The sequence below is a fragment of the Sphingomonas abietis genome, assembly GCF_027625475.1.
Classification (GTDB): Bacteria; Pseudomonadota; Alphaproteobacteria; order Sphingomonadales; family Sphingomonadaceae; genus Solisphingomonas; species Solisphingomonas abietis.
In genome coordinates, this window is record NZ_CP115174.1 from 2,363,476 (window position 1) to 2,376,814 (window position 13,339).

The 13,339-nt window shown below is 66.4% G+C and carries 11 protein-coding genes; 2 read left to right on the forward strand and 9 right to left on the reverse strand.

Annotated elements, in window-relative coordinates:
• Positions 1-14: 14 nt before the first annotated feature.
• The 3 genes from PBT88_RS11235 to PBT88_RS11245 are packed head-to-tail and all read right to left on the reverse strand — an operon-like array spanning position 15 to position 5,761.
• A complete protein-coding gene (locus PBT88_RS11235; RefSeq protein ID WP_270075438.1) occupies positions 15-1,418 on the reverse strand; it encodes an efflux transporter outer membrane subunit in 1,404 nt (467 codons plus the stop codon).
• Positions 1,405-2,586, reverse strand: coding sequence for an efflux RND transporter periplasmic adaptor subunit (locus tag PBT88_RS11240; RefSeq protein ID WP_270075439.1), 1,182 nt, complete (start codon positions 2,584-2,586; stop codon positions 1,405-1,407). Before PBT88_RS11240 ends, PBT88_RS11235 begins: the two co-directional genes overlap by 14 nt.
• Positions 2,579-5,761 (reverse strand): efflux RND transporter permease subunit, encoded by a 3,183-nt coding sequence (locus PBT88_RS11245; RefSeq protein ID WP_270075440.1) that lies wholly within the window; start codon positions 5,759-5,761, stop codon positions 2,579-2,581. The genes PBT88_RS11240 and PBT88_RS11245 overlap by 8 nt, the downstream gene beginning before the upstream one ends.
• Before the next feature lie 213 nt (positions 5,762-5,974).
• Between PBT88_RS11245 and PBT88_RS11250 the strand changes: the two genes are divergently transcribed.
• Positions 5,975-6,835, forward strand: coding sequence for a LysR substrate-binding domain-containing protein (locus tag PBT88_RS11250; RefSeq protein ID WP_270075441.1), 861 nt, complete (start codon positions 5,975-5,977; stop codon positions 6,833-6,835).
• 191 nt (positions 6,836-7,026) lie between these two features.
• Here the strand turns inward: PBT88_RS11250 and fghA are convergent, their stop codons facing one another.
• From fghA to PBT88_RS11265, 3 genes are all read right to left on the reverse strand, one after another.
• Complete coding sequence (fghA, locus tag PBT88_RS11255) at positions 7,027-7,869, reverse strand: S-formylglutathione hydrolase (protein WP_270079236.1); 843 nt, start codon at positions 7,867-7,869, stop codon at positions 7,027-7,029.
• Positions 7,870-7,937: 68 nt separating this feature from the next.
• Positions 7,938-8,153: a hypothetical protein gene (locus tag PBT88_RS11260; protein ID WP_270075442.1), complete on the reverse strand. Its 216-nt coding sequence runs from the start codon at positions 8,151-8,153 to the stop codon at positions 7,938-7,940.
• Positions 8,154-8,163: 10 nt separating this feature from the next.
• Complete coding sequence (locus PBT88_RS11265; RefSeq protein ID WP_270075443.1) at positions 8,164-8,505, reverse strand: polyhydroxyalkanoic acid system family protein; 342 nt, start codon at positions 8,503-8,505, stop codon at positions 8,164-8,166.
• A gap of 82 nt (positions 8,506-8,587) precedes the next feature.
• Between PBT88_RS11265 and PBT88_RS11270 the strand changes: the two genes are divergently transcribed.
• Positions 8,588-8,818 carry a hypothetical protein gene (locus PBT88_RS11270; protein ID WP_270075444.1) on the forward strand — a complete coding sequence of 77 codons (231 nt, stop codon included), beginning with the start codon at positions 8,588-8,590 and terminating at the stop codon, positions 8,816-8,818.
• An 87-nt stretch (positions 8,819-8,905) separates the two neighbouring features.
• Here the strand turns inward: PBT88_RS11270 and PBT88_RS11275 are convergent, their stop codons facing one another.
• From PBT88_RS11275 to PBT88_RS11285, 3 genes are read right to left on the reverse strand one after another with little or no spacing between them, the layout of a single operon-like run.
• The gene (locus PBT88_RS11275) at positions 8,906-10,519 is read right to left on the reverse strand and encodes a family 43 glycosylhydrolase (RefSeq protein ID WP_270075445.1); all 1,614 of its coding nucleotides are present in this window, start codon (positions 10,517-10,519) and stop codon (positions 8,906-8,908) included.
• Between the two features lies 1 nt (position 10,520).
• Positions 10,521-12,305, reverse strand: coding sequence for a DUF885 domain-containing protein (locus tag PBT88_RS11280; RefSeq protein ID WP_270075446.1), 1,785 nt, complete (start codon positions 12,303-12,305; stop codon positions 10,521-10,523).
• On the reverse strand, positions 12,302-13,327 hold the full coding sequence (locus tag PBT88_RS11285) for an Ldh family oxidoreductase (RefSeq protein ID WP_270079237.1): 1,026 nt from the start codon (positions 13,325-13,327) through the stop codon (positions 12,302-12,304). The genes PBT88_RS11280 and PBT88_RS11285 overlap by 4 nt, the downstream gene beginning before the upstream one ends.
• Between the last annotated feature and the right edge of the window lie 12 nt (positions 13,328-13,339).

Sequence of the window (13,339 nt, forward strand, 5' to 3'; positions counted from 1 at the left end):
CCGAACCCGGCCTGCTACTTCACCACACCGCCCAGCGAATGCACCGTATCCACCGCCGTCGTCAGCTGGCGGGTGTGGAGATCGAGGAGCGATCGCTCGGCATCCAGCGCCGCGGTCTGCGCGGTGACGACCTCCAGATAATCGGAGGCACCGTCGCGATAACGGGTGAACGCCAGATCGCGCGTGGTCTCCGCCGCCTGGGCGGCATCCCGCTCGTCGCGTTCCTCCTGCACCAGGTCGCGGCCGGTGGCGAGATCGTCCTCCACTTCCTTGAACGCGGTGAGCACGGTCTGCTTGTAGTTGGCCGACGCCTCGGCAAATTCGGCGCGCGAAATCCGCACCCTGGCCGCGCGCGCGCCGCCATCGAACAGCGACAGCGCGAGGCTCGCCGGCCCCAGCGCCCAGAAATTGCTGGCTGCGCTGAGCAGGTTCGGCCCGGTCGTCTCATAGCCGCCACCGCCGCCCAGCGACAGCGACGGATAGAGCGCGGCCTTCGCGACGCCGATGCGGGCGTTGGCAGCATAGACGCGGCGTTCGGCGGCATCGATATCCGGCCGGCGCTGCAGCAGCGTGGAGGGCGTGCCCGTCGGGAACGACGGCGGCGTGTTCTGCTTGGGGTCGGCCGCCACCGAGAAAGTGGTCGCCGGCTCGCCGACCAGCACCGCAATGGCATGTTCGAACGCCGCGCGCTGGGCGTGGATGTCGATCAGCTCCGCTCGGGCGGATGCCAGCTGGGCCCGGGCGCGCGACGTATCGAGGCCGGAGGCGACGCCGCCCTGATGGCGGACGTCGGTCAGGTCATAGGCCTTCTGATAGGCCTCTACGGTCTGCTTCAGCAGGCCTTCGCGCGCATCGAGCCCGCGCATCCTGAAATAGGCCGTCGCCAGGCTGGTCTGAAGGCCGAGGCGCACGCCCGCAACATCCGCCGCGCTCGCCTGGGCCTCGCCCTTGTTCGCCTTGATCGAATTGCGGACGCGGCCGAACAGATCGATTTCCCAGTCGAACGAACCGCCGAGCTGATATTCATTGTAGGTTACCGAGCGGCCGGTGGTCGCCAGCGGCCGGTTGGCCGGCGCGCGATCCCGCTGGGCGCCGCCATTGGCGCTGATCTGCGGATAGAGATCCGCCTTGGCCTCGCGCAGCGCGCCGATCGCCTGGTCATAGCGGGCCACCGCAGCGGCGAGCGAGGGGCTTCCCGCCTCGATCCGCCCTTCGAGGCCGTTCAGCACCGGATCGCCGAACGCCTCCCACCAGGAGGCCGGCGAAGCATCGGCAGCGGGTGACGCCACCGTCCAGCCCGTCGGCACTTCCTTGTAGGCATCGGCGGCGGCGACCGCCGGGCGATGATAATCGGGCGCCAGGGAGCAGCCGGAAAGCAGCACCAGCGCGGCGGCGAGCGCCGGCTTACTGCTTCGCATTGGCGGCTCCGGGCTGGGCGACCTTCACGGTATCGCCGTTGGACAGCGCGTCCGGCGGGCTGTCGATCACCTTGTCGGTCTTGGTCAGGCCGGAGGTGACTTCCAGCGTATCGCCGGAGTCGCGACCGATCTTGATCGGATGGAGCACCGCCTTGTTGTCGGGGCCGACCGTCGCGACCAGCGTGCCGTCGCTACGATACAGCACCGCGCTCGCCGGAATGGTCACCGATCCGGCAATGCCGGTGATCGGGAACTTCACCTGCGCATAGGCACCCGGCTTGAGCGCCCCGTCGCCGTTGGCGACCTGCAATTCCACCAGCACGGTGCCGGACTGCTGATCCACCGCATCGGCGGTTCGGGTCAGCACCGCGTCGAAGGTCCGGCCGGGATATTCGGGCAGCGTGAGAGCGGCGTGGAGCCCCGGGTGGATCTCGGCCGAATAGACCTGCGGCACGCGGACGTAGATCCGCATCCGGCTGACGTCCGATACCGTGAACAGCGGCTGGGCCGCGGCGCTGCCCGAGGTGACGAGCTGGCCGATCTGGGTCGAGCGGCTGGTCACCACGCCTGCGAACGGCGCGATGATCCGGGAGAAGCCGGTCAGCGACGACAGCCGGCTGACATTCGCCGCGGCGGCGTTGGTCAGCGCCTTCTTGGCGGCCAGATCGCCCGACTTCTCGTCCGATTCCTGCTTGGAGACGGCGTCCTTCTGGAGCAAGGTCGTCCAGCGCGTCGCAGTGGTCGAGGCGAGCGCCTCATTGGCCTTCGCGGTCTGCAGGTCGGCGCGGGCGGCGACCAGTTGCTGGTCGACCTCGGGCGCGTCGATCGTCGCCATCAGCTGGCCGGACTTCACCGGCGAGCCGATATCGACATACCATTTGCTGACATAACCGTTGGTGCGCGCGTAGAGCGGCGCCGAGTTGAACGCCTGCACATTGCCCGGCAGCACCAGCGAATTGCCGCCGCCCGTTGCCGACGGGGTGACCACCGAGACCGACGGGATCGACTGGTCGTCGGTCCAGCTGCTGAGCTGGCTTTCCGAGCGATGGCGGGAGAATAGCCCCCACGCCACCACCAGCACGGCCACAATCACCGCGATGACGCCGATCTTCTTCAGCGTCCGGTTGTCCACCGACGGGGTATCCCCGTCGCCCGTGACGTCATGCATGCGCTTCCTCCAGGTGACCTGCGTTCGTCGGACGGCCCTTGCGGTGGGCCAGGCTGAACACGACAGGCACGAACATCAATGTAGCAAAGGTGGCAACGATCAGGCCGCCGATCACGGCCCGGCCCAGCGGCGCATTCTGCTCGCCGCCTTCGCCCAGCCCCATGGCCATCGGCAACATGCCGATGATCATGGCGAGGGCGGTCATCAGAACGGGGCGGAAACGGGTGACGCCGGCCTCGAACGCGGCCTTGGTGGCGTCGCCCAGCTCCTCCAGCTTCTCGCGCGCGAAGCTGATGACAAGGATCGAGTTGGCGGTGGCGACGCCCATGCACATCAGCGCGCCGATCAGGGCCGGCACGGACAGCGGCGTACCCGTCACGAACAGCATCCAGACGATGCCGGCGAGTGCGCCGGGCAGCGCGGTGACGATCACGAACGGATCGAGCCAGCTCTGGAAATTCACCACGATCAGCAGGTAGATCAGGATGATCGCGCCGATCAACCCGAAGAACAGCCCGGAGAATGCGACGTTCATCGTGGCATACTGGCCGCGCAGCGTCACCGTGACCCCCTTCGGTGCCTGCGCCTTGAGATCCTTCAGCACGGCGTTGATGTCGCCGGCGACCGCGCCGAGGTCGCGTCCGGCAGGGGTCGCGTAGATGTCGACCACCGGCAGGATGTTATAGTGGCTGACCACCGCACCGCTGACGCCGCGCTTGATGTTGGCGACGCCGCCCAGCACCTGGGTCGAGGTGGCGTTGGCCCCCGTCACCGGGACGTTGGTGAGCTCGTTGAGCGTGCGGATGCGATATTCCGGGGCCTGTGCGACCACCGAATATTGCACGCCGTTCTCGGGGTTCACGAAGTAGACCGGCGCGGTCTGCGAGGTGCCGGCGAGCGCGTTCGAGACCGACGTGGTGACGTCCTTCTCGGTCAGGCCATACTGGCCGATGCGGGAGCGGTCGGCGAGCACGTTCAGCGTCGGATAGCTGGCCGACTGCTGGATGCGTCCGTCGGCGGCACCCGGTATCGCCTTCAGGCGGCGCAGGATCTTTTCCGCATAGGCCATGTTGTCGGTGGCCTTCTTGCCGCTGATCTGGATGTCGATCGGCGCCGGCGCGCCGAAGTTCAGGATCTGGCTGGTGATGTCCGCCGGCAGGAAGGCGAAGTCGGTGCCCGGGAAGGCGTGCGGCAGCTGCTCGCGCATCGCGCGGATATAGTCCGCCGTCGGCTTGTGATCCTCGGACAGGGTGATCAGGATGTCACCGTCCTGCGGGCCGATCGTGCCGGAATTGTTGTAGGTCGTGTTGATGCCCGACACCGGCAGGCCGATATTGTCGACCATCGTCACCAGCTCGTGGCCCGGGATGATCTGGTGGATGCGCCGCTCGATCCGATCGAACTCCGCGGCGGTATCCTCGATGCGCGAGCCGACCGGCGCGCGCACGTGCATCGTGATCTGACCGGAGTCGACGGTCGGGAAGAAGTTGCGGCCAAGGAACGGAACGAGCAGGAAGCTCAGCACCACGACCACCAGAAAGCCGATCGTGAAGATCTTGCTCGCGCCCAGCGCCTTGCCCAGCAGTCCGCTATACCCCCGCCTGACCCGCTCGAACCGCGCCTCGAAGCCGCGCTGGAAGGTCACCAGCGGATTGCGCGACGCCGGGCGGGTGCCCTCACGATGCTCGTCGGTGTGCGGCTTGAGCAGGAACATCGCCAGCGTCGGCACCAGGGTGCGCGACAGGATGAACGAGCCGATCATCGCGAACACCACAGCGAGCGCCAGCGGCACGAACAGGAAGCCCGCAACGCCCGGCAGGAAGAACATCGGCACGAACACGATGCAGATGCACAGCAACGACACGAACGCCGGCGTCACGATCTGCGCAGCGCCGTCCAGGATCGCCTGGACGACGCCCTTGCCCTGCTCGAGATGGTAATTGATGTTCTCGATCGTCACCGTCGCGTCGTCGACCAGGATGCCGACCGCGAGGCTGAGCCCGCCCAGCGTCATGATGTTGAGCGTGTTGCCGGTGACGCCGAGGAAGATGATCGCGAACAGGATCGCGAGCGGGATCGAGATCGCGATGATCACGGTCGAACGCCACGAGCCGAGAAACAGCAGAATCATCACCGAGGTCAGCGCGGCGGCGATCACGCCTTCCTTGATCACGCCCGAAATGGCGGCGCGCACGAACAGCGACTGATCGCCGATCGCCATGACCTTCAGCTGCGGCGGCAGCGTCGAGGTGATGCTGGGGATCTTGGCCTTGACGCCCTCGACGATCGCGAGCGTCGACGCCTGGCCGTTCTTGAGCACGGTGAGCAGCACGGATCGCGTGCCGTCGACGTGGACGACGTTCTGCTGCGGCGCGAAGCCGTCGCGGACATGGGCCACGTCACGCATGTAGATGGTCGCGCCGTTGACGGTCTTGACCGGCAGGTCGTTGAACGCGTCGATCGAGTCCGGTGAGTTGTTGAGCGCGATATTATATTGGAACGTGCCGATCTTGGCGAAGCCGACCGGGTTGATCTGCTGCTGCGCGGCGATCGCATTGCCGACGTCCTGCGCCGACAGTCCCTTGGACTGGAGCGCCTGGGGATCGAGATCGATCTGCACCTGGCGCTGCTTGCCGCCCGACGGATAGGGCATCGCCGCGCCGGGAATGGTGACCAGCGACGGCCGGATCTGATTCTGGCCGATATCGAACAGCGTCTTCTCGGACAGCCCGCGACCAGACACGGCGAGCTGGAGGATCGGCACGGTCGAGGCATTGTAGTTCAGGATGAGCGGCGGGGTGATGCCTGGCGGCATCTGCTTCAGCACCGTCTGCGAGATCGACGTCACCTGCGCGGTGGCGGTGCGGATGTCGGCGGTCGGCTGGAAGTAGATCTTCACGACGCCGATGCCCTGCATCGACGTGCTCTCGATATGCTCGATGTCGTTGACCGTGGTGGTCAGGATGCGCTCGAACGGGGTGATGATGCGGCCGGACATGTCGTCGGGCGAGAGGCCGGCATATTGCCAGGCCGTCGCGATCACCGGAACGCCGATGTTGGGGAAGATGTCGACGGGGGTCCGCGCCGCCTGCAACACGCCGACGATGGCAATGAGAATCGACATGACAATGAAGGTCAGCGGTCGGGCCAACGCAATCCGGACGATCCCGTTCATCGTGCTCTATTACTCCGGGAGGCGCTTGCTGGGACGCAGGAAGGAAAAGTGCCGGACCTCACGCTCTCACCGCACGAGGGGGGGGTATGCGGGAACGCGAAGTCCGGACGCGACTGGCATTGCCCGCGCTGTCATGGCCAGTCCAGTATGGATTTGCAACTGATCAATATGTAAAAGCTATCAATCATGGAACTGCGCCATCTCCGATATTTCGTGAAAGTCGCCACCGAGCTGCACTTCGGCCGCGCCGCCGAGCAGCTCGGTATTTCGCAACCGCCGCTCAGCCAGCAGATCCGCCTGCTCGAACAGGAACTGGGCGTGCAGCTTTTCGAGCGATCGAGCCGCAAGGTCCGGCTGACCGTCGCGGGGCGATTGTTCCTGGACGAGGCGCAAGCGACACTGGCGCAGGCCGATCACGCGATCCGGATCACCCGCCGTGCGGCAGGCGGCGAGATCGGGGAGCTCACCATCGGGCTGGCCGCCTCGGCGCTGTTCGTGCCGCTGGTGTCCCATGCGATCAGCGCATTCCGTTCGAGCCATCCCGACGTCCACCTCGTCTTCACCGAATTGTCGATGCCCGCCCAGCGCGAACGGGTCGCGGCCGGCAGTCTCGACATTGGCTTCGTTCGCAGCGGCAACATACCGTTTCTTCCGAGCACTGTCATGGCCGAGCATCTGGTGACTGACAGAATGTTCGTGGCGATGAACAAAAAGCACCGGTTGGCGGCGGAAGACGGGCCGATCGCCGTCTCCGCACTCGCTGGCGAACCGCTGATCCATTACCCTTATGAGCGCGAAGGCTTCATGGACGACCTCCATCGGCTGTTCAGCAATGCCGGCATCCGCCCGGCGCTGGCGCTGGAGAGTACCGAAATGTCGACCTTGCTCGGGCTGGTCGCCGCCGGGCTGGGAATCTCCGTTCTGCCCGGTTCGCTGCTCAGGCTGGAGGTGGACACGCTCTGCTATCGCGAGATCGGCGACGACGACGCCCTCAGTTCGATGTGGCTGCTTCGCCGCGGCGCCCTCACCAACCCGGCCGCATGCGCCTTCATGGACCTGCTGGGATTGACCTAAAGCGGATCGACGTTCGGATTGGTGGGATATCGGGTGATCGTGTCGTTTCAGACCGTCATGCCGGACCCGTTTCAGCATCCCGCTTCCGCCGGGCGCTCGGCGCCAAGCTTTGCCGGGATCCTGAAACGAGTTCAGCATGACGATCGCTTCGGGCGCGGATCCGGGCCTGATCCGCCGCATGTCGATCGGCCCTAGACGCGGCGCAGCCGGGCGGCGTGCCAATGCAGCTGATCGGCCATGAAAGTGGAGATGGCATAATAGCTGTGGTCGTAGCCAGGCCGCATCCGCAGGGTGAGATCGATCCCGGCATCGGCGCAGGCCCGCGCCAGCAATTCGGGGCGAAGCTGGTCGGTGAGGAAGGCATCCCCCTCGCCCTGATCGACCAGCAATTCTGCCACCCGCGCGCCATCCTCGATCAGCGCGACCGCATCGTGGCGGCGCCAGGCCGAACGATCGACGCCGAGATAGCCGGTCAGCGCCTTCTCGCCCCACGGCACCTGGCTTGGCGCGACGATCGGCGCGAACGCCGAGATCGCCCGGTAGCGATCGGGCAAGCGCAGACCGATGGTCAGCGCCCCATGGCCGCCCATCGAATGCCCCATGATCGACTGACGCGCGAGGTCCACCGGGAAATACGCGGCGACCAGCGCCGGCAGCTCCTCGGTGACATAGCTCCACATCCGGTAGTTCGCAGCGAAGGGGGTTTCGGTCGCATCGACGTAGAAGCCCGCGCCGAGCCCGAAATCATAGCCGCCGGCCAGATCGTCGGGCACGCCCTCGCCGCGCGGCGAGGTGTCGGGCGCGACGAAGATCAGCCCGAGCTCGGCGCACGCTGCCCGGAACTCGCCCTTTTCGGTGACATTGGCATGAGTGCAGGTCAGACCCGACAGATACCACACCACCGGAAGACTGGCGCCGTCCTCATGCGGCGGAACATAGACCGAGAAGGTCATGTCGGTGCCGGTTGCCGAGGAAGCATGGCGATAGACGCCCTGGGTGCCGCCGAACGCCTTGTTGGTGGAGAGCGTCTCCAGCGCGGTTGCGTCGCGATTATCGTCCATGGGTGGGCCTTTTTGAGATCAGGTGACGCCGGCCGGGCGGATCAGCGGCTCAGATCGCCGATGAGATTGTCGAGCTGCCTGCGGGCGCCTTTGGCGTAGCCGGTGAACGTCGCCCGCTGCTCGCACGCATCGCGGGCGCTGCGATCGAGCGGATGATTCCAGCCGCACTGTTGGGGCGCAGACAGCGAGCGGTAATAGACATGGAAACCCGCTGCGCCGAGCAGCAGCCCCAATGCGAAGACGATCAGCACGCGCATCGCGGGCCTCTCAGGCCTTCGATCCGGGGGACACGCTATCGGAAGGCGCGGCCAGCATCTTTTCGGCACTGGTCTTCACGAAGCCGGAGATCGCCCCGGCCATCATGGACAGCATCAGCGGCACCGTGACACTCGCTTTTACCGACGTCTCCTCGATTTGCAGATCGGCGGAAACCTTCTGGCCCATCGCGGTGATGGCCAGCTTCACCCGATCCTCGTCGAGCCACGTCGCATCGACCTGGCCGCCGCCGGGAATATGGCGCTCCAGCTTCGGGATGCCGGCCTGGATACGGCGCCTGGCCTCGTCCTTGCCGAGCTGGTGGGGAATGTCGAACTGCAAGGGGGAAGCCATCGTCTAACCTGCCTAACCGCGGAGCGTCATCTCTAGGAGAGCACTGGCGGCTTGAGAAGCGATGATGTAGCCCGCGTCCCGCATGACCGGACCCGAACTTCGCGACACCCTGATCCGTGAGATCGTCAAGACTTATGGCGGCAGCGGCGCACGCTGGCGGCAGGCGGTAGGACAGATCAAGGTCTATTCCCGCGCCACCCACGCCCATTGTAACTGGGACGTGCGGGCCACCGGATCGCCGCGCCAGATCGAGATCGTCGAAAGTGCAGTCGACGCGATGCGGACCACCCTGCCCTTCGTCGAAGAATCCTGAGTCGAAGAATCCTGAAGAGCCCGTGGCGGCGGGGAGAAGTGTCGCCGGCAAGCGGCACCCCCTCCCCGTCACGTTAGATCACCGCCATCAGGGGGTGCTCGTGCAGGCCGGCGCGGCGTCACGCGCGGGCGTCGGCACATGTGCCGACGGCGCCAGCACCTGCCATTCGGGAACGCCGAACCCGGCATAATGGCCACCGGCCTGAGACGCCTGGAAGACCGCGCGCAGGCAGCGCGTGGTGATCGTCTTGAAGCGGGTCTCCTGCGGCGCATCGACCGCCGTGCCATAGCCCGAGGCGCCGGGAACGGGCTTCCACGCGCCATCCCAATATTGCAGCTGCCAGCTGGCCGGCGGTGCGACGCCCTCGCCCGATCCGGCCGGATGATCGCCCCAGAACCAGATGCGCGATCCGTTGATCGTCACCGGCTGCGGCCAGCGATATTCGATCCATTGCGACGCCGGATTGTGCGGAGACCAGCTGCCCCACATGTCGGGCGGCAAGGGGGCTTGGGGCACGATCCCGTCGTTCAGCGACTTGATCCAATATTGCGACGGCACCGGCATGTTGGAGGCGGCCGGCGTCGCCGCCATCGCGATGTTGCGGGTCGGCGCCGGCGCCGGCTGCGGCGCGCGCGTCGGAACCACCGGCAGGATCGCCGGCGGGCTCACGCTATCGTCGAAGTTCAGTTTGTCGAGCGCGACACTGCGCCGAAAATGGCCACCATTCTTCGCATCGGCCGTGTGATAAGCGAGATACCATTGGCCCTTGAATTCGACCGCACCCGAATGGGAGGTGGTGGACGACACCGGGCCGAGGAACACGCCGCGATAGGTCCACGGCCCCAGCGGCGACGAGGCCGTCCCATAGGCCAGGCAGGCATGATAGACGGCCGGTGTGCAATTCGATTGGGGGCCGGCATTGTTCGCCGCATAGAGCATGTAATAGGTGCCCTTGCGCTTCATCAGCCACGGCGCCTCGAAATATCCCTTGAGGCTATGGACCGGCACCTCTGGCCCCTTGGGGGTGATCATGTCGCGATCCAGCTCCATGCCACGCAGCTGGCCGAAGGTGCCCCAATAGATATAGGGGCGCCCGTCATCGTCGATCATGACGGTCGGATCGATATTCTGGATGTCGTTGGCGACGGGCACGCGCTCGGAGATGATCGGCCCCGAGGGGTGCGCATCGACCCACGGCCCTTCGGGCCTGTCCGCCACCGCGACGCCGATCGCGAAGCGATCCTGCGCGTCGCTGTCACGCTCCAGCACCGGCGCGTACATGTACAGGCGGCCATCCGGCCCCTTGACGATCTGACCGGCATAAGCGCGCCCGGCCTCCGCCCATTTGAACACCGTTTCAGGGCGCGCGATCGCCGGGTAATGGGTCCAGTCGCCCGAGGCCGGATCGGTGGTGGCGAGCAGCTGCCATTCGTTCATGATGAAGTCGTTGACGCCCACCGGTGCCTCGTCGCGCCCGGCGATGATCCACAGCGTGTCGCCCAGCACCACCGGCGCCGGATCGGTGGAATAATAGCGGCCGTCCGACAGGATCGGATTGCCGGCGCTGTGGAAATGCACGGGCGCCGAGGGCATGACGGTCGGCGCAGCCGCCACGGCAGCATCACCCGTTCCTGCCCAGCCAGCAGCGGGCAGCGCCGGCGCAGCCAGCGCCGCCGCCGCCAGGAACCACTTTTTCGTCATGTCATTCCTCGTCCGGATAGGGGCCCTTGCCGCCATCGGCGATGAGCTGGTCGATCCGGGCGTCGATCACCGGCAGCGGCACCGAACCGAGGGACAGCACGGCGTCGTGGAAGGCGCGGATGTTGAACTTCGGCCCCAGCGCCTTTTCGGCGCGGTGGCGCGCGTTCAGGATCGCCTGCTCGCCCATATAATAAGACAGGGCCTGCCCCGGCCAGGCGATGTAGCGGTCCACCTCGGTCTCGATCTCATGATCGGCCATGGCGGTGTTGTCGTGGAGATATTGCTGCGCCTGCTGGCGCGTCCAGCCCTCGGTGTGGATGCCGGTATCGACGACCAGACGCGCCGCGCGCCACATCTGGTAGCTGAGCATTCCGAAGCGATCATAGGGCGTGTCGTACATCCCCATATCCTCGCCGAGCGCCTCGCAATAGACCGCCCAGCCCTCGCCATAGGCCGAGAGATATTCGCTGCGACGGAAATCCGGGAGATCCTTGTTCTCGGCCGCCAGCGGCATCTGGAAGGCATGGCCGGGCGCGCTTTCGTGCAGCGTCAGCGCGGTCAGCGAATAAAGTGGGCGGGACGGCAGGTTGTAGGTGTTGACCAGATAGATGCCCGGCCCGCCGCGCCCGCCGGTATAGAAGGGGGCGAGGTCCGCCGGCACCGGCTTGATCGCGAAGCGGCTGCGCGGGAGATGCCCGAACCACTCGGAGGCCTTGCCGTCGAAGGTCTTGGCGATCCACGCGGCGCGATCGAGCAGATCCTGCGGGGTCTTGGCGTAGAAGCGCGGATCGGTGCGCAGGAAGGTCAGGAAAGCCGGCAGATCGCCCTGGAAGCCGACCTGCTTCATCACGTCGAGCATCTGCCCCCGGATCCGCGCGACTTCGGCGACGCCGAGCTGGTGGATTTCCTCGGGCGACTTGTCCTCGGTGACGAACTCGCGGATCTTGGAGCGGTAATAGGCCTTGCCGTCCGGCAGCGCATAGGCGTCGATGCTGGTCCTTGCCTTGGGGAAATATTCGTCGCGCATGAAATGCAGCAGCTTGGCGTGGGCCGGCACCACCGCATCGCCGATCGCCTGTAGCGCCTGCCGGCGCAGATCGGCCTGATCGGCCGCCGAGATCGTCGCCGGCCGCGTCTTGAACGGCGCATAGAAGGCCGAATCTTCCGGCGATTTCGTGTCCGCTACAGCCGCCAGGCCGACATCCCGGCCGACCAGCGTGATCTGCGGCGCGGTGAATCCGCGCGCGAGGCCGGCACGCATGTTGACGATCTGCTCGTCATAATAGCGCGGGATTTCGCGCAGCATCGCGATGTAGCTGCGATAATCCTCTTCCGTCTTGAACACGCCGCGCGGCCATTCGGCGATATCGCCCCAGAAGCTGCTGTCGGCGTTGAACGGCTTTTCGTAATCCCGATAACGCTGCGACGCGAGCAGCGCGTCGATCTGGCCCTGATAGACCGCGAAGTTGACGCGATCCTCGGTGCTCAGCTGGGATTGCGGAATGGCAGCGAGCTGTTGCGAAACCTGGGTCCAGCGCGCCAGTTTCTCGGCCTGCGCCTTCGGCCCCACGTCGGGCAGATGGAGCGGCGTGCCCTTGGGCGAATCCTCGTCCGGCGCCTGCATCGTCTGCCGCCAGCTATATTCGGCGCTTGCGATCGCCTTGAAACGTGCTGCGGCGGAACTCGACACCGTGGCGGCTTCGGCGGCCGTGGCGACGGGCAAAATCGGAACGGTGCCGGCCATCAGCAATCCCATCATCAGCGAAACACGTAATTGGGCGGTCATGCCTTTTTCCTCAATAATTCGATATCGGCGAGCAGCCGGGCCGAAACCCGGACGCCATCGCGCAGGCTGATCGCCCGCGCGGCATAGCGCCGCTGCGACGGAAGACGGGCGCCCTGCCCTTCGATCGCGGCAAACATCTTTTCCGCGCGTGCCAGATGCGTGCCGACCTCGTCGCCCAGGAAACCGGCGGGGTCGATCGCGATGATCAATTCGCCGCCGAGCGGTGATCCACCCCGGCCGGCATCATGCGCCATCGATTCCTGGCTGGTGAGATCGCCGATCAGCGGGCCAGCGAGCAATTCCACCATCGCGGCCAGCGCCGAGCCCTTGTGCCCCCCGAAGGTCCGCATCGCACCATCCAGCACCGCCTTGGCGTCGGTGCTGGGCTGGCCGTCGGCATCATAGCCCCAATCGTCAGGGATCGCCTTGCCGGCGCGGCGGTGCAGCTCGATCTCGCCGCGCGCCACCGCGCTGGTCGCGAAGTCGAACACGAACGGATCGCGGCCCGGGCGCGGCCAGCCAAAGGCGATCGGGTTGGTGCCGAACACCGGCTTGGTGCCGCCTGCCGGGGCGACCCAGCCATGGCTAGGGGTGAAGGCCAGGGCGACCAGCCCCTCGCCCGCCAGCGCCTCGACCTCGGGCCACAGCGCAGCGAAGTGGACGACATTGTTGAGCGCCAGCGCCGCGATGCCGAATTGGCGGGCGGCCGCGATCAGCGCCGGCTTGCCGGTCTCGAACGCCAGTTGAGCGAAGCCGCCCCCGCCATTGATCCGGACGATCGCCTTGCCGCTCGGTTCGGCCAAAGGCAGCGCGTTGGGCGCCACGACGCCCGCCGCCAGGCTCCGCGCCGCGACCAGCAACCGATAGAGACCGTGGGATGTGCAGCCGTCCCGCTCGCCGGCCACCATCGTCTCGGCCACCGCCTCGGCATGGTCGGCGGCGAGGCCCTGTTCGGTCAGGACGGCACGGGCGAGTGCCCGCACCTCGTCCAGCGTCATCGTCACGTCCGTATCGACCACCATCGCCGCTTCCGC